Annotated in this window: 25 protein-coding genes; 6 read left to right on the forward strand and 19 right to left on the reverse strand. The window is 39.5% G+C overall.

Going from position 1 to position 23,821, the window contains the following annotated elements; translation table 11 throughout:
- Window positions 1-421: 421 nt before the first annotated feature.
- Genes AB1H92_RS14335 through AB1H92_RS14345 form a run of 3 tightly spaced genes read right to left on the reverse strand, consistent with a single transcriptional unit; the run spans window position 422 to window position 3,575 of the window.
- Entirely contained in the window at window positions 422-1,117 is a 696-nt protein-coding gene (locus tag AB1H92_RS14335; protein WP_115363364.1) for a carboxylesterase, read from the reverse strand.
- Window positions 1,114-2,496, reverse strand: a complete 1,383-nt coding sequence (gene murF / locus AB1H92_RS14340) for a UDP-N-acetylmuramoyl-tripeptide--D-alanyl-D-alanine ligase (RefSeq protein ID WP_115363366.1) — start codon at window positions 2,494-2,496, stop codon at window positions 1,114-1,116. Before murF ends, AB1H92_RS14335 begins: the two co-directional genes overlap by 4 nt.
- A gap of 11 nt (window positions 2,497-2,507) precedes the next feature.
- The gene (locus tag AB1H92_RS14345; RefSeq protein WP_115363368.1) at window positions 2,508-3,575 is read right to left on the reverse strand and encodes a D-alanine--D-alanine ligase; all 1,068 of its coding nucleotides are present in this window, start codon (window positions 3,573-3,575) and stop codon (window positions 2,508-2,510) included.
- Window positions 3,576-3,887: 312 nt separating this feature from the next.
- On the opposite strand from AB1H92_RS14345, the gene AB1H92_RS14350 reads away from it, so the two are divergent.
- Window positions 3,888-5,057, forward strand: a complete 1,170-nt coding sequence (locus AB1H92_RS14350; RefSeq protein WP_115363370.1) for an FtsW/RodA/SpoVE family cell cycle protein — start codon at window positions 3,888-3,890, stop codon at window positions 5,055-5,057.
- Between the two features lie 451 nt (window positions 5,058-5,508).
- On the opposite strand, the gene AB1H92_RS14355 is transcribed toward AB1H92_RS14350, so the two are convergent.
- Window positions 5,509-5,760: a hypothetical protein gene (locus AB1H92_RS14355; protein WP_115363371.1), complete on the reverse strand. Its 252-nt coding sequence runs from the start codon at window positions 5,758-5,760 to the stop codon at window positions 5,509-5,511.
- Between the two features lie 186 nt (window positions 5,761-5,946).
- Complete coding sequence (locus tag AB1H92_RS14360) at window positions 5,947-6,087, reverse strand: Lmo0850 family protein (RefSeq protein ID WP_166739582.1); 141 nt, start codon at window positions 6,085-6,087, stop codon at window positions 5,947-5,949.
- Between the two features lie 341 nt (window positions 6,088-6,428).
- Between AB1H92_RS14360 and AB1H92_RS14365 the strand changes: the two genes are divergently transcribed.
- Window positions 6,429-7,607, forward strand: coding sequence for an MFS transporter (locus tag AB1H92_RS14365; RefSeq protein WP_115363373.1), 1,179 nt, complete (start codon window positions 6,429-6,431; stop codon window positions 7,605-7,607).
- A gap of 59 nt (window positions 7,608-7,666) precedes the next feature.
- On the opposite strand, the gene AB1H92_RS14370 is transcribed toward AB1H92_RS14365, so the two are convergent.
- Together AB1H92_RS14370 and AB1H92_RS14375 are read right to left on the reverse strand one after the other, a co-directional pair.
- On the reverse strand, window positions 7,667-8,971 hold the full coding sequence (locus AB1H92_RS14370; protein WP_115363375.1) for an MFS transporter: 1,305 nt from the start codon (window positions 8,969-8,971) through the stop codon (window positions 7,667-7,669).
- Window positions 8,972-9,106: 135 nt separating this feature from the next.
- Window positions 9,107-10,495, reverse strand: a complete 1,389-nt coding sequence (locus tag AB1H92_RS14375) for an L-cystine transporter (RefSeq protein WP_115363377.1) — start codon at window positions 10,493-10,495, stop codon at window positions 9,107-9,109.
- A gap of 165 nt (window positions 10,496-10,660) precedes the next feature.
- On the opposite strand from AB1H92_RS14375, the gene cls reads away from it, so the two are divergent.
- Window positions 10,661-12,112 (forward strand): cardiolipin synthase, encoded by a 1,452-nt coding sequence (cls, locus tag AB1H92_RS14380; RefSeq protein WP_115363379.1) that lies wholly within the window; start codon window positions 10,661-10,663, stop codon window positions 12,110-12,112.
- A 32-nt stretch (window positions 12,113-12,144) separates the two neighbouring features.
- On the opposite strand, the gene AB1H92_RS14385 is transcribed toward cls, so the two are convergent.
- A complete protein-coding gene (locus AB1H92_RS14385; protein WP_115363381.1) occupies window positions 12,145-13,023 on the reverse strand; it encodes a D-alanyl-D-alanine carboxypeptidase family protein in 879 nt (292 codons plus the stop codon).
- 109 nt (window positions 13,024-13,132) lie between these two features.
- Here AB1H92_RS14385 and AB1H92_RS14390 point away from each other — a divergent pair, with 109 nt between their 5' ends.
- Window positions 13,133-14,287 carry an MFS transporter gene (locus AB1H92_RS14390; protein ID WP_115363383.1) on the forward strand — a complete coding sequence of 385 codons (1,155 nt, stop codon included), beginning with the start codon at window positions 13,133-13,135 and terminating at the stop codon, window positions 14,285-14,287.
- Between the two features lie 66 nt (window positions 14,288-14,353).
- Here AB1H92_RS14390 and AB1H92_RS14395 read toward each other — a convergent pair whose 3' ends face one another.
- The 4 genes from AB1H92_RS14395 to AB1H92_RS14410 form a co-directional block, all read right to left on the reverse strand.
- Complete coding sequence (locus AB1H92_RS14395) at window positions 14,354-14,602, reverse strand: hypothetical protein (RefSeq protein WP_115363384.1); 249 nt, start codon at window positions 14,600-14,602, stop codon at window positions 14,354-14,356.
- A 172-nt stretch (window positions 14,603-14,774) separates the two neighbouring features.
- Window positions 14,775-15,602 (reverse strand): membrane protein insertase YidC, encoded by an 828-nt coding sequence (gene yidC, locus AB1H92_RS14400; protein ID WP_115363387.1) that lies wholly within the window; start codon window positions 15,600-15,602, stop codon window positions 14,775-14,777.
- Window positions 15,603-15,665: 63 nt separating this feature from the next.
- Entirely contained in the window at window positions 15,666-16,460 is a 795-nt protein-coding gene (locus AB1H92_RS14405) for an AraC family transcriptional regulator (protein WP_166739581.1), read from the reverse strand.
- A gap of 104 nt (window positions 16,461-16,564) precedes the next feature.
- Window positions 16,565-16,906, reverse strand: coding sequence for a hypothetical protein (locus AB1H92_RS14410; protein WP_115363391.1), 342 nt, complete (start codon window positions 16,904-16,906; stop codon window positions 16,565-16,567).
- 251 nt (window positions 16,907-17,157) lie between these two features.
- Between AB1H92_RS14410 and AB1H92_RS14415 the strand changes: the two genes are divergently transcribed.
- On the forward strand, window positions 17,158-17,649 hold the full coding sequence (locus tag AB1H92_RS14415; RefSeq protein WP_115363393.1) for a GNAT family N-acetyltransferase: 492 nt from the start codon (window positions 17,158-17,160) through the stop codon (window positions 17,647-17,649).
- 57 nt (window positions 17,650-17,706) lie between these two features.
- Here the strand turns inward: AB1H92_RS14415 and AB1H92_RS14420 are convergent, their stop codons facing one another.
- The 6 genes from AB1H92_RS14420 to mntR all read right to left on the reverse strand — a co-directional run bounded on the left by AB1H92_RS14420 (window position 17,707) and on the right by mntR (window position 22,384).
- The gene (locus AB1H92_RS14420; protein ID WP_172481058.1) at window positions 17,707-18,177 is read right to left on the reverse strand and encodes a DUF4064 domain-containing protein; all 471 of its coding nucleotides are present in this window, start codon (window positions 18,175-18,177) and stop codon (window positions 17,707-17,709) included.
- A gap of 170 nt (window positions 18,178-18,347) precedes the next feature.
- On the reverse strand, window positions 18,348-18,629 hold the full coding sequence (locus AB1H92_RS14425) for a GNAT family N-acetyltransferase (RefSeq protein ID WP_115363398.1): 282 nt from the start codon (window positions 18,627-18,629) through the stop codon (window positions 18,348-18,350).
- Window positions 18,630-18,653: 24 nt separating this feature from the next.
- The gene (locus AB1H92_RS14430) at window positions 18,654-19,619 is read right to left on the reverse strand and encodes a ring-cleaving dioxygenase (RefSeq protein ID WP_115364179.1); all 966 of its coding nucleotides are present in this window, start codon (window positions 19,617-19,619) and stop codon (window positions 18,654-18,656) included.
- A 534-nt stretch (window positions 19,620-20,153) separates the two neighbouring features.
- Complete coding sequence (locus AB1H92_RS14435; protein WP_115363400.1) at window positions 20,154-21,038, reverse strand: DUF1002 domain-containing protein; 885 nt, start codon at window positions 21,036-21,038, stop codon at window positions 20,154-20,156.
- Window positions 21,039-21,095: 57 nt separating this feature from the next.
- The gene (locus AB1H92_RS14440; protein ID WP_115363402.1) at window positions 21,096-21,959 is read right to left on the reverse strand and encodes a S1 RNA-binding domain-containing protein; all 864 of its coding nucleotides are present in this window, start codon (window positions 21,957-21,959) and stop codon (window positions 21,096-21,098) included.
- A 14-nt stretch (window positions 21,960-21,973) separates the two neighbouring features.
- Window positions 21,974-22,384, reverse strand: coding sequence for a transcriptional regulator MntR (gene mntR, locus AB1H92_RS14445; RefSeq protein WP_115363404.1), 411 nt, complete (start codon window positions 22,382-22,384; stop codon window positions 21,974-21,976).
- A gap of 111 nt (window positions 22,385-22,495) precedes the next feature.
- Between mntR and AB1H92_RS14450 the strand changes: the two genes are divergently transcribed.
- Window positions 22,496-22,651, forward strand: coding sequence for a lmo0937 family membrane protein (locus AB1H92_RS14450; protein WP_115363405.1), 156 nt, complete (start codon window positions 22,496-22,498; stop codon window positions 22,649-22,651).
- Between the two features lie 56 nt (window positions 22,652-22,707).
- Here the strand turns inward: AB1H92_RS14450 and AB1H92_RS14455 are convergent, their stop codons facing one another.
- A complete protein-coding gene (locus AB1H92_RS14455; RefSeq protein WP_115363407.1) occupies window positions 22,708-23,811 on the reverse strand; it encodes a GNAT family N-acetyltransferase in 1,104 nt (367 codons plus the stop codon).
- Window positions 23,812-23,821: the final 10 nt, after the last annotated feature.

Here is a 23,821-nt window from a genome sequence, read left to right on the forward strand (position 1 = left end):
AAACTCGAGCCAGTCTATTTATAAAGGGAACGTTTCCGATATTTACATCCTCTGTAGATAAAACTTTTTAAGAAGTTCACTTAGAGTGTATAGTTGAATGGGAAAGCCCGGTCTTTGCCGAGCGGTTCGACCAACGAACAATGGTTAATTATCGATGAACAAACCGGTTAATTCAAAAAAAGTACTCTTCCCTTAAATGAAGAGTTCCGTGAAATGTATCCAATGCTCATTAGAGTGTACCACGCGAAATCTTCACCTGCAATAAAATTGCATAACAATACCATATTTAGACAATTATAAAAACATCCACCGACTCCTCGGCAACAATCATAGTATTGACGTTTTTTCACTTATTATTTACTTAACAATATAAATTGAACTTACCCCAATTTAAAAAACATCTAACCTCAGAACTTCAAGGTTAGATGCCGATTCTCATAAATTGGAGTACTTCTGAAAACCATTGTTGGTTATCTGCACTATAGCATATATGATGTTTACCAGTTGGGGATGTGACGAGTAACTTTCTACTTGATCCAAGCTCTTTGTACAAATGCGTTGCCGCATGAAGCGGTACAATCCCGTCTTTTTCACCTTGAACGATACATACTGGACATGTAATCTGCTCATAATAAGGCTTAACTGTTTTGACAATCTTTAGAAACTCAAACGTTGCTCTAAGTGGTGTGTTCGTTAATTTGTAGTTATACAAATGATAAAACGTATTGGGCGTGTACTTCTTCGTAATCGATTCCGTCAACATAATACGAACGTCATCCAGAAGAACGAGAGGGCTAATATATTTTGCAGCCGCGCTTAAAAGGATGAGTTTATCAACTGGATAGCGTAATGCAAGATACATGGAGATTAAACCACCCATCGAAAAACCTACAACAATAACACGGTCCACCCTTTTCCTTAGTTTTCGCATCGCAAGTTCCGCTTCCATTAACCAATTTTGGGCGGACACATTCCCCAAATCGAGCGTCACTCCATGCCCAGGTAAAGTGGGCACTTCAACGCACCAATCCGTATGTTTCTTTACATATGTAACGAGCGGTTGCACTTCATATGTCCCGCCCGTAAAACCGTGAATAAATAAAACGCCTGTTTTCACTGACTATCCTGTTCTAGAAAAGCTTCGAGCACTCGCTCTAACGCCATACCTCTAGACCCTTTCAATAACACGACTGACCCGGAACCTGTATGTTTTTCAAGTACCTGTTCGATCGGATCGTATTCACGTTCAGACCACAAGAGTTGTTGATTGTCTACCTTATTTTCCAACACATCGTAAAGCCACTTCATACGCGGTCCATACAATAAAATGCCAGCCAGATCCATTTGTAATAACTCTTCACTCAACGCTTCGTGATAAGTCTTTTCATTTTCCCCTAGTTCAAGCATATCGCCTAATACAACCCATTTCTCATTCCTTAACTCCGTTTCTTTTAGGAAGGAAAGCGCCGCTTGCATTGAAGTCGGTGCAGCATTATAAGCATCATTAATAAATAGTGCATCGTTCTTTCCGACAATTGGTTGCATGCGCATTGCTGTTAAACTCGCAGATTTGAGTGCTTGTTGCGTTTGCTCAACTGAAATCCCTACTTCTTTCGCGATTAAAATCGCCGCAAGGGTGTTTTTCACTTGGTGTGCACCAAATACAGGAATCGTGAATGTCCCATCTAAAAGCCCTTTTACTGTAAACTCACTTCCTGCGTCTGTTGATTGGACGGATTGAAGCGGCAAGTCATTATTTTCGCCATAACCAAACGCATAAGCAGTCACTTCTGAAGCTTCTTTCACGAAAGGCTTTAACAACGGTTCATCCCCATCGAATAATAATTTTCCATTTTTAGAAAGCCCGTCAACGATTTCAAACTTCGCTTTTGCGATGCCTTCTCGGGAACCAAGATCTTGCATATGCGCTTCTCCGATATTTGTAATGACGACATAATCCGGTTTGGCCAATGTGGATAGAAATGATATTTCACCGAAACCGCTCATGCCCATTTCAAGCACTGCAAAATCAGTATCTTTTTCTAAAGATAAAATCGTTAACGGTAATCCTAGTTCATTATTAAAGTTTCCTTCTGTTTTCTTCACGTTCGCGTAAGGAGACAATACGCTTGCGACCAAATCTTTTGTCGACGTCTTGCCGTTAGAACCGGTAATGCCAATGACTTTACAAGTTAATTCGCGCCGATAAGCCCTTGCCATCTCCTGTAATGCGAGTTCTGCATCCTCAACAAATAGGAGCGGAATATCTTCAGGAGGATTCGGCTCATCATTTAACCAGAAAGAAGCCACTGCCCCTTGTTCAATCGCATTTCGAACATAACGATGCCCATTCACTTGCTCACCACGAAAAGGAATAAACAAATCCCCTTCCTTTACTGTGCGCGAATCAATGGAGACGCCATGTACCATTATTTCTCCTACATGTTGCCCATCAACTTGTAACCAATCGGCAACCGTTCTTAACCTTTCCTTCACTGTGCACTACCTCAATCCATCGTATATTGTATTTTTGCTTTTTCTGCATGTCGTTCTAATGCGAGTTCAATTAACTCATCGATTAATGTTGAATATGGAACCCCTGAATTTTTCCAAAGAAGCGGGAACATACTTGTCGGCGTAAACCCAGGCATTGTGTTCACTTCGTTAATGAGCACTTCATCATCTGCCGTGACAAAAAAGTCTGCACGTACTAACCCTGCACAATCCAATACTTTAAACGCACGAATTGCCATCTCTTCCATCTCTTCTTGCACGGATTTAGTAACAGCTGCTGGAATAATTAATTCTGTATTGCCATCTTTATATTTTGCATCATAGTCATAGAAATCTGTAACAGGTTTAATTTCCCCAGAAACTGAACAAACAGGATCATCATTCCCTTTTACACTAACCTCAACTTCTCTTGCGTCGACCCCTTCTTCAACAATGACTCTACGGTCAAATTTCAACGCAAGATCTACCGCTTCAATAAACTCCTCACGGTCTGCCGCCTTACTAATTCCCACACTCGAACCTAAATTAGCTGGCTTAACAAAAACTGGCCATTGTAACGCTTCTTCAACTTCTGCAATGAATGCATCACGACTTTCCTTCCAATTGCTGCGATTAAAATACACGTACGGCACTTGTTTTAATCCGACTTGTGCAAATAATTGTTTCATTGTAATTTTATCCATCCCTGCAGATGAGGCAAGCACACCATTTCCAACGTATGGAATGTTTAATACTTCAAATAATCCTTGAACCGTTCCATCCTCACCGTTCGTTCCGTGTAATAAAGGAAAGACGATATCCGGTAAACCCGCTCCGTTGATAAATTGATGGATGCTATCTTTTTGAGGTTCTCCATTCCCTTTTAATCTCAATTCTTCAATCGTCTCAACAGGCTTTGCCAACGATTGACCTTTTCTCCATTCGCCATCATACGTAATATAAACTGGAATCACTTCGTATTTATCAAAGTCTACCGCTTGCATTACAGCGCGGGCGGTTGATAAAGAAACTTCATGTTCTGCTGATTTACCGCCGTAAATTAATCCTAATCTTTTTTTCATATTGAATCACTCACCGTTCTTTTTTTAATTTATACTTTAAGTTTACCATGACAAGACCTATACATGAATATTTGTTTAAAAATATCATCTACTTGTAACATAGCAACTTCTTGGTAGTCATAGCCGTCTACTTTACTGTATAATCATAACGAAAAGCGGAAGGCGTTAGGAGACACGACAGTCATTAGATAAACTATCTGCGTGACTTGCATAAGAACGCTTAGTTTCCTCTTTAATTTGCCAAACAACCAACACTATAAACTTATAGCAATGTTACTAGTGAATAAAGTGTAAAAAGGTGATTAAAATATAATGAATTTATCAAACAAACCAACTGAGCGCTTCGACTGGACGCTCGCTTTTATATTACTGCTGTTTTGTATTGTGAGCTTATTTGCGATAGGATCTGCAAGTCCAAATCATGTTCCAATACAGCTCATGTGGTATGGACTCAGTATCTTTATTATTGGCGGGGCCATGTATTTTGAGCCGGAACAATATAAAAAAGTTGCTTGGTACTTATATGGTTTCGGAGTTTTCCTACTCGTGTTCCTTTACTTTGCCCCAAGCGGAGAAGGTCAAATCGGACAGACACACGCCAATGTAAAAAGATGGTTGCATTTCCCAGAACCGATTGGAAGAGTTCAACCTGCTGAATTTATTAAAACATTTTTCATCCTAGGTATGGCACGTTTAGTAGCCAAGCATCATGAACAATTTGAAAATAAAACACTTAAAACAGACTTTATTCTTTTAGGAAAAATGTTATTAGTTCTCGTCGTTCCTCTTGGATTTATTGCTCAACAACCCGATTTAGGAACTTCAATCGTCCTCATCGCCATTACCGCTGCGGTGATTCTCGTCGCAGGTATTTCATGGAAAATAATACTTCCTGTATTCGTGACAGGAGCAACAGCTGGTACCGCACTATTATGGGCAGCCATCTATGCCCAAGATTTCATGATTGAGCTCGGCTTTGACCCGTATCAGTTTGAAAGAATCTATTCTTGGCTCGATCCATACTCCTATCCATCTGGTGAAGGGATGCACCTAATTTCGTCATTAACAGCAATCGGTTCCGGCGGGATGTCAGGTAAAGGTTTTAGCGGACGTGAAGTATACGTTCCGGAAAACCATACAGACTTTATCTTTAGCGTAATTGGAGAAGAATACGGCTTTATTGGGGCATGTGTAGCCATAGGTCTGTTTTTCTTTTTAATTTATCATATGACTAAAATTGCACTAGAATTAAAAGACCCTTTTAGTACATATGTATGTACAGGAATTATCGCAATGATTACATTCCACGTATTTGAAAATATCGGTATGACTATTCAATTAATGCCCATCACAGGAATACCGTTACCATTCATAAGTTACGGCGGAAGTTCACTCATGAGTAACATGCTCGCAATCGGCCTCATCTTCAGCATGAAATTCCACCACAGAACCTACATGTTCGAAGCAGACGAAGATGAATAAATAAAATGCTGAAGGAGGCGGTTAGATGCGACAAGCATAAGCTGTATCGACGGAGTGGCGCTTTTGCCACGCAGTCGATACAGCTTATGACTCGAGCATCTGCCTCCTGAAGCTGGACCTGGAAAAGCTGAAGCGCCTGGTCAGCCCCGACAGGCACAAGACAGTTTGCGAGGAGGCAGTTCCTCAGCCACCACAGCAAAATGACTTTCAGGGAACACAGTCTAAGTTCGCCGCGTCCTGCGGCAATGACTGTGTGACCCACATCCTGTGGGCCTCCGAGGGGCTAGGCGCTGAAGCTGGACACTGAAATGCTGAAGGCGCTGGTTAGATGCAACAATCAAATAATCAAAAACAAGAAAAGCTCTGGCAGATACGCATCATCTGTTAGAGCTTTTTTAATCGGTTAATGTGATAGCCAAACACCCAACAAACATCGTGACAACCATATTTTTTATTCACTTTCTCTAGCGGCAGGCTCGCCCTGACCTTTGCTAATTTCATTTTTCAATTCATCGATTTGTTTTTGTAGATTTTCAATTTGCTGCGTTTGTTCTTGATTGCTCTGCCGGTCTTCATCAATGGCGGCCACGGCCGACACCACCGACAACGCATCCCCAAGCGTCGACAATATTGCACCTAACAATCCTATCCCTTCACTAAAACTTAATTGTTTATTTTCATCATGTTCGTTAAAAGGTCCCAAAGGTATCGCTCCTAGACATTTTTGAGACAAAATCCACTCTTCATAATTAATCTATGCAGATTCTAGGCATTCGGCTACTTCTGCTGTTTTAAATAAAAAAGATCGAAGCCATAACAGTTTTTTGTTATGACTTCAATCTTTTAATTATTTTCCAAACAATAAGCTTTGCCAATGAATATTGATAAATTACTGTGACTGAATTTGTGGGTCTTGTACAGGCGGCATGAGGGCTTTCAGCATTTCAAGACGAGATTTAGTCTTAGTCGCTGAAACACCTAACTTCGCCAAGTTGGAGATGATTTTTTTCAATTCCGTTTCTTGAGCCATCTTTTCCACCTCGACCTTTCTATATAAACTTCTGTATGAATTGAAATATAAAATGTGCGTGGTTAAACTTCCAAAACTTATAAAATTCATGATACATTTTCGATACTTTTAGTATACCACGAAACAGACATTTTAAATCTTTCAATTATGTTACAAATTAACCAATTTGTAAAGTTTTTATACGCTCAAAACAATATATTTTTAATTCCATAGTATTCTGCCAAATGTCATTAGCCGCTAATAAAGGTTCCTCGTGAATGTAATCATAGCCTTATTTATTGTAAGAATTGGAAGGGATGCGTAAAATGTAGACAATGAGTTAAAAGAAAGCGGGTTTTATTATGAAAAAATCAATTCTTTTGCTAATGTCCGTTCAATTTTTCGTTTATTTAGGATTTGGTATTATCATTCCAATTCTCCCAGAAGTCATTGTGCAACAAAACTTGTCAGATATTCACGTTGGCGGTTTAATCACCGTTTATGCACTTGCTTCCTTTTTCACAGCACCTCTTTGGGGCTCATTATCTGATCATACTGGCCGAAAGAAGTTAATTTTAACTGGGTTAATTGGTTTTAGTCTTAGCTTTTTTCTCTTCGCTTTATTCATTAATCATATAACACTTTTATATATTTCAAGAATTATTGGCGGTGTTTTCTCTGGTGCGCTCTATACTGCGGTCACAGGATTCGTTGCGGATTTAACTGATGAAGAAAACCGTAATAAATATATGGGCTTAATGGGGATGTCTATTGGACTTGGGTTTATCTTTGGTCCAGCAATCGGCGGCATTCTGGGAAACTTTGGTTTACAAGTCCCCTACATCGCATCGGGCCTTTTAACCGCACTCTTATTGATTTATGCAAGCATCATCTTAAAAGAGCCTGAACGACGCGGGAACGCGAATAAGCGTACTTGGCTACCGAAAGGCGGCATAACCTTATGGCGTTACCGTGTTCGATATTTATTTTTACTTTCCTTTACAATCACACTGATTCTTGCAGGGATTGAAGCGACATTTCAATTATTCCAAATCGATCAAATTGCAATTACCCCACTTCAGCTAGGTTACCTATTTATGGCTAGTGGATTAGTAGATGCAGCGATTCAAGGCGGTGTCGTCAGAAGAGTTAAGAACGGGACGGAAACGAAGTGGATTATCGGCGCGCAAATCATCACCGCAATTGGTGTTGTCTTAATTCCATTCTCCACAAACTTACTTTGGGCGGGTGTAGCGCTTAGCATATTTACCGCTGGCAATGCGCTGGCACGTACAGTTTTAGTATCCTTGACGACAAAAGAGTCTGGGGGCAAGTATGGGACCGCGGCAGGCATGACCTACTCCATGGATAATATGGGACGCATTATTGGGCCTTTATTATTCACATGGCTATTAACACAGACAGCAGGCAGTCTCTATTTCGTTTCAGCAACGATTGCCATATTATCGATTGGCCTGGTTTTCTTATTTAGATTTTCCAATCGTTACATAAAAAATGAACAAGCCCTAGCTACAAAATAAACATATTTAAAACGCCTTCACAACTTGTGACGGCGTTTTAATGTTAAATTAACTTCTTTTCAAACTCCACTCTCCCCCGCGACTTTTATTTCTACTGCTTCACCTTCTATTTCAGGGTGAGCTTTTCGTATAATCGAAGGTCGTGCAAGAATTAGCACAACACCAACCAATACTAAGCTTGAAGCGATTAAAATCCATTGCGCTGGCAATACATCATACAAAAATCCATATATCACCATTCCAAGCGGCATAAGTGCCATCGCCATCGTTTCTATAATCGAAAATACACGGCCTTTGAAATCATCATCGATAGACTTTTGCATCCAAACCATAAGCGGCGTATTGACAATAATTTGCGTGACACCAAAACTAAACATAATGGTTGCATAAAATGCGAACATCCAATTGTATGGGATAGAAATAATTAACGGTAATCCAATTCCAGCCATTAAAATTCCCATCACAATAATTCCACGTTTCCCCACGAGTAAAGGATATTTCAAATCCTTCCTCGCCGATAAATAAACCGACATGAGTAACATTCCAACTGCAAAGGCCCCCTCTGTCAACCCAAAATGTTCCGATGGCATCTTCATTTTTTCTATCAGAATAAACGCATATCCAACCATAAATGCTCCGAATAGAAAGTTGATCGACAATAATAGCCAAATAATTGCCGTAAGAGCTGGCTGTAATCTCAAATATGAAAGACCCGCTTTCATGTTTTCGAGCATTGTTTCTTTTGGTTCCCCTTCAACAGCTTCCTTACGCTTGGCAAACAACGTAAAATTCATAGTGGATTCGAGAATCACCGCTACTACAGAAGCAATCATGTACATCATTAGAAAAACCGGCATCGAAACTGTTCCGTACAAAAGCCCGCCTACTGCTGGACTTCCGATTGCCGCAAAGGAAATCGACATTTGGTTTAAGGACATTGCCCTTTGTATTCTGTTTTCATCAACAAGACCTGTGATTGAAGAAGTAAATGCAACACCTGAAAACTGCGTTGTTAATGACAAAACAGCCGTTGTCGTATAAATCACGACAAGAGATAAGCCCGACGTCAAACTGATAAATAAAAGTCCCCCTATCGCCAATGTTGTAGCAATCTGGGCAAAAATAACAATCTTCTTTCTCGAATAATTATCAGCAACATAACCTGCAAATGGCGCCACCATCGTTCTTGGCAGAATATTACAAATTAAATTCGCAGCAAAACTCGTGGCAGATCCTGTTAACTGTAAAATATAAAAACTTATCGCAAACGCATACACTTGTGATCCGAATGATGAAATGAGCTTACTGATTGTAAAAGTCCACAAATGATAAGTAGCCCTTCTCAATTTTAAAGCCTCTTCCAAACTAAACACCCCCAAATGTTTACTTTAGTCAAACAAATCATATCACGATGACAATAATTAACCAGTGCAATCCAATGAAAATCCGTAACAACCAGTAAAGGTTGTTACGGATTTTACGTATTGAATCCTATTATTTTATGCTTCTACCGTTTGTTCTTCAACTGCACCATTATAAATCTCTGTATCTAGCTCTCCTGAAGCTTTGGCAGTCGTCACCCCAGCTGTCATAGAACCGCTAACGTTCACCGCAGTACGCCCCATATCAATAAGCGGCTCAACCGAGATGAGAAGACCTGCAAGCGCAATTGGTAAGTTCAATGCCGATAGAACAAGTATCGCGGCAAATGTTGCACCTCCGCCGACACCTGCAACGCCGAATGAACTAATCGCAACAATTACAATAAGCGTGATAATAAACTGCGCGTCAATCGGTTGCCCGACAGTCGGTGCAATCATGACCGCTAGCATCGCAGGGTATATCCCCGCACAGCCATTTTGCCCAATTGACAAGCCAAATGACCCCGCAAAGTTCGCAATGCCATCAGGAACGCCTAAACGATTTGTTTGCGTATTAATATTAAGCGGTAAAGTACCTGCACTCGAACGAGAGGTAAATGCAAATAATAAAGCAGCACCCGCTTTTTTCACATAAGTAAGCGGATTTAAACCTGAAATCGTAATGATGATTAAATGAACTACAAACATAATTCCTAATGCAACGTATGAAGCTAGCACAAATTTCCCTAAACTATATATCGCACCAAAATCTGACGTCGCCACTGTGCGTGCAATAATCGCTAAAACACCATATGGTGTGAGGCGAAGGACAATCCGCACAACTCCCATGATGAGCGCATAAACTGCATCAATCCCTTTTTTAACAATCGCCGCACTTTCAGGCTCTTTACGGTTGACTGTTAAATAGGCAAATCCGAGGAAAGCCGCAAAAATAACAACACCAATCGTTGAAGTGGAACGCGCACCTGTAAAGTCTAAAAATGGATTCGCTGGTAATAAATCTAAAATTTGTTCTGGTAATGCTCTGTCCACTACGCCCTCTGATCTTTCTTCAATAGAAGCTCCTCTAGCCAATTCCGCTTCTCCTTGTACAATCTCAGAAGCATCGAGTCCGAAGAGAAGTGTGATAGAAATCCCTATCACAGCTGCTATTGCTGTTGTTCCAATCAGAATCCCCAGTATCGATCCGGCCATTTTACCGAAATTTTTACCTATTGTTACTTTCGTAAATGCAGCCAAAATAGAAATAAACACGAGTGGCATAACAATCATCTGTAATAATTTCACATAGCCAACACCGACTAAATTAAACCAAGGAACAGAAGCGAGTAACACTTCTGAATGAGGACCATACGCAAACTGTAAAATTAAGCCAAAACCAATCCCTAGGCCTAACCCAGTAAATACCCTTTTTGAGAATGAAACTTTCTTTCTATGCATGACATATAATACACCGATAAGTACTAGCAAACCGATAATATTTACCAAAAGTAAAAACGTGTTCAACCGACTTCACCTATTTCTAATTGTTTTATAAATACTCTATACTATTAAAACCTATCAGTCAAGTAGGGATTATACTAAGTTAAAAAGCCAAATAGGCTTTTCCTATATTATCCTGTTCGTAATCCGCTATACTATAGAGAGCGGAATTCATTAAGGAGGTACTTTATGACAACGATTTTTAGTTTTATTGTAACCGGTATGCTAATACTTAATATATTTCTCGCAATTGCACTTATTTTCTTAGAACGCCGCGATGCTACTTCTACGTGGGCATGGTTGATGGTTTTATTCTTCATTCCGTTCTTTGGATTCTTTATTTATTTAATGCTTGGTAGAAGACTGAGGGAAAAGCATCTTTTCCGATGGGAAGACCGTCATAAAATTGGAATCGACAAACTTATCGACTACCAAATCGCGTCAATTGAAGATAACACACTAGAATTTCGTCAAAGCGAAACTGAAAAGCACAAAGATATGATTTATTTACATCTGCGAAATAATGATGCAGTTTTAACACAAGACAATGATATGCAAGTTTTTAATGATGGACGTGCAAAATTCGAAGCGTTAATTAAAGACTTAGAAGAAGCGAAGGACCATATTCATTTACAATATTATATTTTTCGAATTGATAGCCTTGGTAAAAGAATTATTGATGTCCTCACGGAAAAAGCTAAACAAGGCTTAGAAGTGCGCGTACTATTTGATGATATGGGCTCAAGGGGAGTCTACAAAAGGCATTTCCAAAAGCTTATTCGTTACGGCGGAAAAGTAGAAGCATTTTTCCCGTCTATTTTGCCACTCATCAATACACGACTAAACTATCGTAATCACCGTAAAATTGTTGTGATTGATGGAAGGATTGGCTATCTCGGAGGCTTTAACGTTGGCGATGAGTACCTTGGGATAAATAAAAAGTTCGGTTATTGGCGAGACACACATTTACGTATTGAAGGAAGCGCCTTACACCCGATTCAGACAAGATTTATTCTCGATTGGAACCAAGCCTCTGCCGAAAAAGACATCGAGTATTCGGACAGGTATTTTCCAGTTATCCCCCTCAAAGGAGACGTCAGCATGCAAATCGTTTCAAGCGGCCCCGACTCCGAATGGGAACAAATTAAAGACGGCTATTTAAAGATGATCTCCCGCGCTAAAAAGTATATTTATATTCAAACGCCTTACTTTATCCCAGACGTTAGTTTTTTAGATGCCCTTCGCATCGCCTGCTTATCGGGGGTCGACGTCCGCATTATGATCCCCAATAAACCGGACCACATATTCGTCTATTGGGCTACCTATTCAAACGTCGGCTACTTACTAAAAGCTGGAGCTAAAATCTATATTTACGATAACGGTTTCCTTCATGCAAAACAAATTGTAATCGACGACGAAGTTTCTACTGTAGGAACAGCCAATATCGACGTGCGTAGCTTCAAATTAAATTTCGAAGTCAATGCATTTATTTATGACAAAGAAAAATCTCACGAACTCGCTGAACTGTTTGAACGGGACTTATTGCTATCTAGAGAATTAACACTCGATATGTACAATGAACGCTCTATAACCATCAGACTTAAAGAATCCATGGCGAATTTAATTTCACCGATATTATAAAAAGGACGCCTCCCCGTAAAGGAGACGTCCTTTTATATCCCTAAATATTCTTCCAATGTAATTTCATTCTCATAAATATCTTTCGCAATTTCTACACCTACATATCGGAAATGCCAAGACTCATACATATACCCCGTAATAAACTCTTTACCTTCAGGATAGCGCATGATGAATCCGTACAGATGCGCATTTTCAGCTAACCATTTCCCTGCATCTGTTTCACCAAAACGTGATGAGGCCCAGTCTTGTTCTTTATTCACTTCCCCAATATCAAAGGCGAGACCTGTCTGGTGTTCAGAGTAACCTGGACGTGCACTATACCGGTCAGCCTCCTCAACTCCATCTCGATCTACATATCTCTTGTAAAGTTCTGTTTGGTATTCAAATGAACGATAAGTACTAAAGGCCACGAGACGGTAGTCTACTAATAAAGCAGCTGCTGCCATTTCTTCAAATGCTTCGCGCGCCTCTTTACTTTCCCCGGGAGCGTATGTACTTGGTAGGGGATATTTTTTATTGGCAATGAGCACACCATCTATATACGTAGGTTCTTCCGGTAACTCCTGCCCTTCAATGTATTGGATGGCTTCATCCGCTGGAACCTCTTCCACTGGTTCACCTTCTGGTTCCTGTGGTTCTTCTAGTTCTGGTTCTTTTTCGGTTACCCCTGAATTTTCACCTGCATCTGGTTGTTCTTCAGTATCTTTCTTATTGGGCGCTGTCTGTTTGGTTAGCCCTAGCGCTGCCCCTGCACGCTGCGTGCTTTTTTCAATGTCCCAGTCATTAAACCCTATCCACCCAACTACCACTGCAATTAAGACGCTTGCAGTGATAAGTGTAATTGTAAGCACTGTCTTCTTTTTACTTTTCTGCTTTTCAGTCCGAAACATATACTGTTTTCTTTTTCTCATTTCTTTAACTTCCTTTTCACGACTTCTCACTAGTTTATCATGATTTTTCTTTTCGGTCGCTATATGCTATTATTTATACTTACAAAATGCCAATTTGAGGTGGATATTTATGAATAATCAGCGATGGCTTTCCATTAGCTTTCTCGCTTTTTTCTTTACATGGGGGATATTTTTACCCTACTGGACAGGCTGGCTTACAATAGAAAAAGGACTTTCCGTAACAGCTGCTAGTATTGTGATGGGAGCTGGTATGATTGCACGTTCCTTCTCAACTTTTTTACTATTTCCAGTGTTAACGAAAAGATTACCACTCAATCGGATTATGACTGGTTTAGCTTTTCTATCTCTCGGCTTAGCTTTGCTGTATATTCCGAGTTCAACTTTTTCAACACTTCTTGTGATTACCGTTTTACTGAGTATTGCCTATCCTATTATTATGCCTGCGATTGAAAGTAGTGCATCCATTTTAATGCAAACAGAAAAAATCCATTATGGAAAGAGTCGATCTTTTGGTTCGATTGGATTTACAGTTGCCCTTCTCATTGTTGGAGCAATTACCGCTGTTTGGAGTGAACAAGCGATCCTTTATGTAATGATTATTGGATTAGCCGCGATTTGTCTTTTCACTTTGCAACCTACACCTGCCGTATTACAAATAATTCCTGATCAAGGAAACAATAAAGTACGCGGGACGGAATTCAAAGAACTCTTCGCATCGAAACCATTTGTAACAGTTCTACTTTTAGCAGTCCTTCTGCAAGGTGCCCATGCTTCCTATTATAATTACGGCTATATTTTCTTAGATGACTTAGGCGTTAATAGCTTTTACATTGGTATTATTTTAAACGTTGCCGTTCTGTTTGAAATTATTTTCTTTACGCAAGCAGATAAGTTTTTCGCCAACATGAAAATCTCAACAATGTTCCAAATTGCTGCGATTGGTTCTTCAGTGAGATGGATTCTTATTTTTCTATTTCCATCGCCACTTGTCTTTATCTTCACACAAGCGTTTCATGCGATTTCATTTGGAATTGCCCACTTTGCTTTTATTAGGTATATCTCTGAAAAGTTACCAAACCATTTAATCCCAACTGCACAAGGCTTATATGCCTCATTCGCCATGAGCTTGAGTGTTGCCATTTTGACATTTGTAGGGGGAAGTTTGTACGATATCGCGCCAAACTTAGCATTTCTCGGCATGCTATCCGTTACAATCCCTTCTATCTTCATTATCCTAATGACTAAAAAACGCTTTGCCTATTAAAATAAAGCCACCCATTTCACGTCCTAGCATATGTTTCTAGGACGTGTTTTTACACTGAAAATTAATTCACAGAACCACTGTTACAACGAATACAATCGTAAATAATACCGCAAAACTCAATGAGACCCGGTTCATCCATTTCGCTTCACGCACCAATCCACGATCTCTAAATGCCTGTCCACGCATCGCATTCGTTAAAGTAAATACACCAATAATTGATAGCAGCGCCATATTCATATTCATGTGATACACCGAAAACCCAGCCCCAGCAACCCCAATCACTATGCCGATTCCGATTAACCATTTAACATTCAACAACAATACCTCCTTATAATGAAATGCTGAAGGCGCTGGTCAGATGCGACAGGCACAAGATAGGATGATGGCGTGACGAGTTTTGCCACAGAATCAGCCTAGCTTGTGACCCGAGCATCTAGCGCCTGAAACTAGAAAAAAAGCCGAAGAATTGAATATCTTCGGCTTTGAATTATTTCTTCTTTGACTTTGAATCTTTTTTCGGAGCGTCCTTTGCGGATGTTGCAGGTGCTTCAGGTTGCGGTTCAACCTCTTTAAAATAAAGCTTACGTCCAATGTACGTTTGAATAATGAGTAGTAAACCACCAACAGCCCAGTAAAGCGGTAAAGCGGCAACAGCCTTTAATGAAATGAACATAATCATAATTGGTGACAGATAAATGAACATTTTCATCTGTTGCTTTTGTTGTTCAGGCATCGTCCATAGAGATACACGTGCTTGAACAAAATAAACAGCACCTGCGATTAACATCATAATCATATCTGGTTCCCCAAGATTGAACCATAAAAATTTATGCGTTTTAACTTCTGGGGAATAAAGAATCGCAAAATAGAGCCCCATAATAATTGGCATTTGGATAATGAGTGGCAGACATCCCATGTTTAATGGGTTTACGCCGTGCTTTTGATACAGCCCCATCATTTCTTGTTGAAGCTTCATTTGCTCTTCTTTATCACCAGCTTCTTTAGCTTCCTTCAAACGTTTCTGAATGTCTTCCATCTCAGGACGAAGTGCATCCATCTTGATTTTCATCTCTTGTTGCGTCTTGTAATTTCGAAGCATAAAAGGCATTAAAACGAGACGAATTAATACTGTGATTACAATAATCGCTAAACCATAACTACCATTAAATTGACCACTAAAAAAGTCTAGTAGCCCTTCCATCGGCTTAACAAAAAAACTATAAAATTTACCTTCTTTATTTTCGACGCCCGCACAACCACTCAATAAGAAGACTGTCGTTGCGAGTATCGATAACAGACCGATTCTCTTCTTCAATAGATTCACCTTCACTAATTCAAGCTACTAAAAAGTATACAACAAGTTGAAGTAGTTTTACAATTATTCTTTGTCTTCTACTTGCTTTTCTTCTGGAAGGGTGAACTTAAAATAACTTCTCGTAATATTCTCTCTGAATTTACGAGGGGTATAACCCGTATATTTTTTAAAGATTCTTGTGTAATAACTTTGATTGCAGAAATTAAAATCGTCCGAGATATCGGATATTTTCTGATTTGAAAAACTCAAGTAATACTGAGATTCTTCTACTTTTTTAATATTAATATATTCAACAAGCGTAATCCCCGAATGTTCATGAAAAATACGCGACAAATGACTTGTACTAACATCGAACTTCGCTGCAAGCCCTTCCACTGACATTGGTGACTGTATGTGTTCATCTATATATTGAATAACCCCGTTCACCGTTTGATGAAGCAGTGTAGGGGAATTTCTCTCTTCAACCGAATAAATGAAGAACTCTATTAATTCATCTGCAACATCTGCAGCATTATGCTCATTCAACTTGTCTTCGATTAATTTAATACATGTTGAATTAAAATAAAATGCTTTTTCCACTGGAATATGTAACTGTTTCATCTGCCTAGCAATAATACCAGCAAGCGTGATGAAGTAGTACTTTAAACCTTGTTGTCTAGACGCATCAGAAGAAAAACCCATCACATCGTCAATTAAACTACGTATCGTTTGCTTCGCTTTTTCCTTTTCTAAATGAAATAAATCCCGTAGAAATTGATCTTCTGCTTCAGCAAATTTCTCTATTGCTATCGTCTCTTCGACGCTTCCAATTTCTATACGGTCGTCACCTGTACCCTTTGCTTGCTTTTCTGTTGTCATATAAATCATCATCCACACCCCTTCGCATGATTGAGCGATTGAATATTCCCTAAATTCGACTTAAAAGGGCGCCACTCACTGAAGCACCCTTGTCCGAGCCATTATTACTTTGTTTCCGAAGTATCTTCGTTTTTCTTAGTGTAAAGTCCATCTGTATCTTCAGCATTCCGCTGTTCATCTTGTACTTCCTGATTATAGTAATGAACACTCGTCTGCGCACCTTCACTCACCATTTCATTATCTTGAATGTCGTAAGGATCCGGATTCCCCGCTTTTGTTTCCGGCTCATTCTGTACTTTTTGGGACTCTATAAAAGATTCAACTTTAGTTTTCATATTGTTAAAGGCAACTTGAGCTTTGTCACGGTTTTCTTTCTTACTAAAATAAGCGTATGCACCAGCTGCTAAAGAAGCTAGTAACAATGTATTTTTCTTTTTTCTTCCCATCAAAAATCATTCCTTTCAATAATTATCCTACACGTATATCATGAGTATACCCATTTTATAGTTTTAGAAACCTTTCTTAGCATCAATGTGCTACCTTACGAGAATACGAGTTTCTTATCTTACTTCATAACTAGTCCTCTATAAAAAATTAACAACCTATCATTACACTTTCATTACAACTTCAAACGATTGTGGTATTCATTTATGATTTTTGTTATGCTAGCCAAAAGAATGACTGAGGTGACTGTGAAATGATTAGACCGATGACATCTAAAGATATCTTATACGTGCAACACATTGCAGTAGAAACATGGCGAGCAACCTATGAAAACATTATCCCAGTAGATGTACAACTTCGTTTCCTAAATCAGTCTTATTCAGAGATCATGCTGTTAAAAAGAATGGAGAAAACACTGATGCTCATTGCTGAATGTGATGGTGTTCCAATCGGTTTCGCAAATGTAACTTCTACTGACGAGGACGGCGATGCCGAATTAACAGCGATGTACATTTTGCCAACCCATCAACAAAACGGTTATGGACAAAAGCTTTTCCAAGCCGCTATAGCTAGCTTAGCGGAAGCAAAACAATTATTCGTCTACGTTGACAATCAAAACATCATTGGCAAGAACTTTTATGAAAAACAAGGTTTTCAATTACTTGCCACATTTTCTGAATCTTTCAACGGCCATCCCGTTGAAACCGCTGAATATGTATATAAAATACCAGTTCCTATTGCTTAATCACGCCATCTGAATTGATAAAAACCGCTTTCCTATTTTAAAGGAAAGCGGTTTTCCTTATAATGGCCTCATTGAGTCATCATACTGATTATCTATAAATGATTGGTCTTCAGCGGCAAGCGGCGGCTTTCTCGTGAAGCAAAGAATCGCTGCAATGTATAACATAATTGAAGTCGGTGATAAAATGAAAGCAAATAATCCAGCAACAATAAACATAATTCCCGCTAGCTTCGGATTTTTTTCATTCCACATGAAAATCATACCGATAATTGTAGCAATTAAGCTGATTACCAATACGACAACGATAAACCAACTAAACCCTTCAAAATATTCAAGGACCGATAAAATCATATCAACATCTTCGACTGTGAGCTCTGGATCTGCATAAAGCTCCATTTCTATCTCAGTCCGAAGTGTACCTTCTGTAAATGTCTTCATAATTGCGACAAATATGAAACTGCCTATAACCGATAATACTGTAAAAACTAAACTAATCACCGATAAAACTTTTTCTGCAGTACGCTTCATCATCCATCCTCCTATTCTCTATCCTATGTATACGATTACGAAGAAAATAAGTTTCATACTTTCTACATTTCTTCTAAACCTAGTTTACTTATACCATAGCGATGAAGACGTGACAATAAGTTTTTCCCCATAATAAAAAGCAATTCGAATAACCGAATTGCTTCCTAAAATTAAGCTTTAATATCCTTATATTCATCATATCGTTCAAATGCAGTGACAACATAAGAGCAAATCGGCTCCATTTTGTAGTCATGTTCGCGAGCGTAGTCTGCTGCACGATCGAGCAATTTCTTTGCAACCCCTTGTCCCCGTAATGTCGGGGAAACAAATGTGTGTTCAACTGCCATCACATCACCTAGCATTGTCCATGAAATCTCTGCCAATACTTCATCATCTTTCATATTTCGGAATGCAAATTCTTCATCTTCCAATTTGGTAAATTCAAATTCCATGCGTTAAAAACCCCTTTCGTCCCTTTAATTAGTGTGAATCGGTCTTAATGACGCTTCAATTGAATCTCTTTTTGGTTCTAAAAAAGGTGGTAATGCTAGTGATTCTCCTAGTTTATCAAGTGGTTCGTCATTCGTAAAGCCCGGCTCATCAGTTGAAAGCTCATAAAGAATCCCATTCGGCTCTCTAAAATAGATCGCCTTAAAGTAATAACGATCGATTAATCCACTCGTTTTAAAGCCATTGTTTCTTAAATGTTCTTCCCATTTCTTATATTCTTCCATCGTCTTCACACGAAAGGCTATGTGATGAACACTGCCTCGTCCTGGTCTTTCAAAAGGTAAATCTGTTCTGGTTTCGACATGAACTTCCGCCGCTGGACCGCCTTCACCAGTAGAAAACACACGAATTTCAGGCATCCCCTCTATCGTTGAAGGATAGGAACCAACTTCTTCAAAACGTAAAACATCCACAAGTACTTTAGCAGTAGACTCAGGCTTACGAACTGTTAAGGTTACAGGCCCTAATCCAACGATGGCATAATCAATTGGAATATCCTCCTTTTTCCAAGGAACCCCGTAAGGAACGCCCTTGCCGTCGTCCACAACTAACATAAGACGTGAACCTTCATCATCTTGAAATTTCATCGTTTTACGCCCGAAACGTTCCATGATTTCCTCATGCATGACACCTAATTTTTCAAATCGCTGCTTCCAAAAAGTGAGCGCATCATCTGACATCACACGAAACGCCGTATTACTAATACTTGATACGCCTGGATAGGTTCTTCCAGCCATCGGAATATCAAAATAAGTCATATCCGTCCCAGGTGTCCCCTCTGCATCTGCATAAAACAAATGATACGAAGATGTTGAATCTTGATTCACCGTTTTCTTCACAAGCCTCATCCCAAGCACACGTGTGAAAAAGTCATGATTTTTCTCTATGTCTGCCGTAATGGCAGATACATGGTGGATACCAGCCAATTTCATCATTTATAATCTCCTTTAAATAAAATTACCTTGAATTCTAGATATATTCATTTTATCATCGTACTGCTCATCTAGCAAAGAATTAATTTTATTAGGGGTTGTGATGCTAGCAAAAAACTTTACCTATTGAATCAACTTCATAAATAACCTTACTACAGCAAACTTCGAACAACGTTGATTTCCGTTCCAGGCGGACGCTTTCCGCGGGCACGGCTTCAGCCAATCGCACAACGAAGAGTGCGATTTGTATAATTTTTTTCTTTGAAAAATTATACAGTGTATTATATCCGTGCTCTCAAACGCTTCGCTTTTTGGTCGCAAAAGCCGTTCTTCGTTACGGCTTTCGCTTCGCTCTGTCCAGGGTCTTCAGCTCGTGCTGTTCCCGCTGGAGTCGCCGCCTTCCACTCCAATCAACAATAATAGCTTTAAATAAAGCACGAAGGTTATAATAACAAATCACTAGAATAAGCCGCAATTCAGTAATCCAATCATTATTAAAAAAAGCAAACCTCACGAAGAAGTTTGCTTTCTTTATTAATTAAACCATGATTTGACCGATTCAAAGATACTCGCGAAAAACTCTTTCACTTTCTCCCAAAATCCTGGATCAATTTCACCGATTTTTTCTTTTAACTTATCGCCAAAATCCGAAAGTTGATCTGATAACTTTCCAAAATCAATATTGAGATTACGAATTTTATCCATTAAATCAATTAACAGTTGTCGATCTGTTTCGCTTAGCTCGATATTAAGTTTCTTTAATTGATCTGAAACAATTTGCTCAACATCTTCTCTAGTCGCAGGATTTTTATCAGCAATTTCCTTTTTAATTTCTGTCAGTAGTTCTGCAACTTTATCTTTATCGATGCCCGCGTCCTCAGCAAACTTTGTTGCTAAATTCAATTCATCATTCGCGACATCCGTACGATCCGTATCTAATTTTTCGCCGGAGACTTCATAGGCCTTATAAATTCCAACTAAAGCGGAATGACCTGTTACTTTTTTAGGGGCAGCTACTTCAACAATCGCATCCTCAACGCCTGCCGTTAACATCGCAGTACCATACATATCAGCAGAAACTTGCGTTATATTTTCCTCGGTTACAATTTTAATGACAAGCCCTTTACCAGCCTCTTGTCTTGTAATTTTTGCAGATGAATACATTCTTGCATGTCGATTGCCGTCGGGGATATAGTTAACTAAATCACTGCCATCAACATATATTTCTTCCACTTCAGTGTCATTTTCTACACCGAGACTTTTCTTTACGCTAGCTTTTTCAGCCTCGGATAGATTAGCACCATATACGACAATTGGCACGCCAAGTTTCTCATCAACCACCGCTTCCGCTTTTAGACCAGGCAGTAAAACCGCTACTAATAATGCGAATGATGTGAGTAATAAACCAATCCTTTTCATCTCGAAACCTCCTTATCTACTCATTAGTACGTTTCATATCCAATTAGGTTTCCTATGTTATTCACCCGTTACTTTTGTCCAACCGTCTTCCTGGATCACTTTACGCTCTCTCATCAGTCGTCCAAGTGCTCGTTTGAATGATCCTTTACTCATATTAAACATCTCTCGAATTTCTTCAGGAGAAGACTTATCCGTGAATGGCATTTTCCCGCCAACATCCGTTAAATAAGTGAAGATCACTTCTGCATCGCCTGATAAACGCTCTTCTACCCTCGGCAACATTGAGCCATTTAATGTGCCATCACTGTGTACATCGATGATTCGAACAGTGACCTCTTCACCTAGTCTAGGCTCCGCTTTCTGCTCTGATTCATGCACAAAGACGCGGTAATTTTCAGGAATCGTTAACATAAACGATCCTACCGGCAATAAACGATAAGCCCTTGCTGTTACATTCGCATTAAACAGGGATGGTTCAGCAGTTGCGATTCTTTCTAGTACACGTTCCTCAGTTGCAAGTCTCCCAAATATACCGCCACCTAAATCTGTACGTAACGTCATATACAACTCGTCTCCAGGTTGAGGCCAAAGTTTTTTAATTTGCGGCAAGTCAGCACCATTCACGAGCACTTCAAATGAAGAACCGATATCAACGTATACCCCTTCATTTGCTTCGGAACGAATCACTTTTGCCCAACCAAACGTACCGATCGTCATATTTGGCATTCTCATTGTGGCTGTTAATTCTTTACGGCGATTCATGTATAGAAATACGCTTACGATATCGCCAACTTGAACGTCTTCATCTGCATCTGAAACGTTCATCATAATATTTTCTTCATTGCCTTTTAATACCCATCTTGAACCTTCCTGGTCAATTATTTCTAGTTCCACTACACTACCTGATTGTAATTGTGTCATATACGCTCATCCTTTTACTTTTTTCTTTCAGCCTTTAATTTCTCCTTGAATTCCGGATTCTGCTCCAAGGTCTCTACAAGGTCTGCAATTCGATCAATCGCGTTCCAACTTAAATGATGTTCAATTCCTTCTACATCATCATAAATCTTTTCTTCTTTTACACCAATAATTCGAAGAAACTCCTCAAGGATATCATGTCGCTTCACAAGTTTCCTCCCAAACGCCAAACCTTTCTCCGTTAATTCTATCCCTTTATACCTTTCATAATAAACATATCCTTCACGATCTAGTCGTTGCACCATTTTTGTAACAGATGAAGGGAGAACGTCTAGTGAGTCAGCAATATCGGATGCGCGTGCAACTCCATTTCTTTCAATATGTAAATAAATTTGTTCTAAATAATCTTCCATCCCTGGCGTAGCCATCGTCCGTTCGCCTCCAATATCATTTGTTTATCAAATACTGTATTGCCCAAAATTGTTTAAGCCCTTCTCTTGTGGGGTACATTCATACAAACTAGTTAAGGAGTGAATGTTATGGGTCAATTTCTTTGGTTTGTAATTGTAGCCCTATTTGTATTTTGGCTATTAGGTCTTCTATTTAAAATAGGCGGTGGACTTATCCACATTATTTTAGTGATTGCCGGGATCATCTTCATTTTCCAACTTCTCACCGGAAGACGTTCCCGTTAAGGAAAGGGATGTCGACTTTTTACGAAGTCTGGCATCCCTTTCCTTATGCTTGCTTCTTATTTAATTTTCGCATAGATACATGTATTACGTAAACTTTTTCCATCTATTGAGACGCTGTCTTGCTTTAAGGTTCCCTCAAGCTCAAAGCCTACACGTTCCGCGACTGCTCGACTTTTTACGTTTTCTTCATCACATCGAATTTCTACCCGACGTGCCCCAAGTTCTTGAAATGCAAATTCGGTAATCGCCTGTACTGCTTCAGTCATATAGCCATGCCCTTCGAATCTAGTATCTAACCAATAACCAATTTCAAACTTTGGGATAGACCAATCAATTCGATGGAGTCCAGATGAACCGATAAATGCACCATTTTCTTTTAGAAATAAATGTAAACGCAAATCTTTTCGGGTAATAAAATCAGCAACTGCCTGCCGTAGACTTTCCTCGGTCGTTTCCAACTGTGGTGTCTCCTTCGCCCATGGCATCCACTCGGAAAGGGCCGCTTGCGAGTTACGGACAGCCGTCCAAGCATCCAGTGCATCTTCTACTTGTGGTGCCCGAATAATCAGCCGTTCTGATTCAAAGCGCTCTGGAAACTTCGGGATTTGAATTCCGGGTTCCACCTTCTTTTCATCCTCCCAAACGACCGGCGTCGTAACACCACCTTGATAGTCCTCCCGTGTAATTCCATAGGTTACAGCATCGTAATAGGAATTTTCTTTCGGAGAAAACCATGCATTTCGCAAATGTGCTTCTTTCACAAAACCCGCCCGTTCAAACGTTTTACGCATCGCTAAATTATCTTGTCTCGTATGGCCTTCCAAACGAATTTTCTTTGCAGGCAGTTCAAATACATAATCTACTACGAGTTGAAGCGCCGCTGGTCCATAACCATATCCTCTATATAAATCTGCAATCCGCAAGTCGAACATCGGGATTTCATCACGTAAATCATATAATTTAACAATACCGACTTTTTCTTGCTTATCATTTTCCACCCAAAATGTTTTCACTTCATCAGATTGATAGCCGCCTTCTTCAATCGTCTTTTCGATAAGATGACGCGCAGGATGTGTGTTTCCATGATATGGCCATGTATTTGTTGTTAGAAAGTGGATAAGTTGCTCTTGCTCTTCCATCGTCCATTCTTGTAACCGCATGAAGATTCCC

The sequence above is a fragment of the Sporosarcina pasteurii genome (assembly GCF_041295575.1).
Lineage (GTDB): Bacteria > Bacillota > Bacilli > Bacillales_A > Planococcaceae > Sporosarcina > Sporosarcina pasteurii.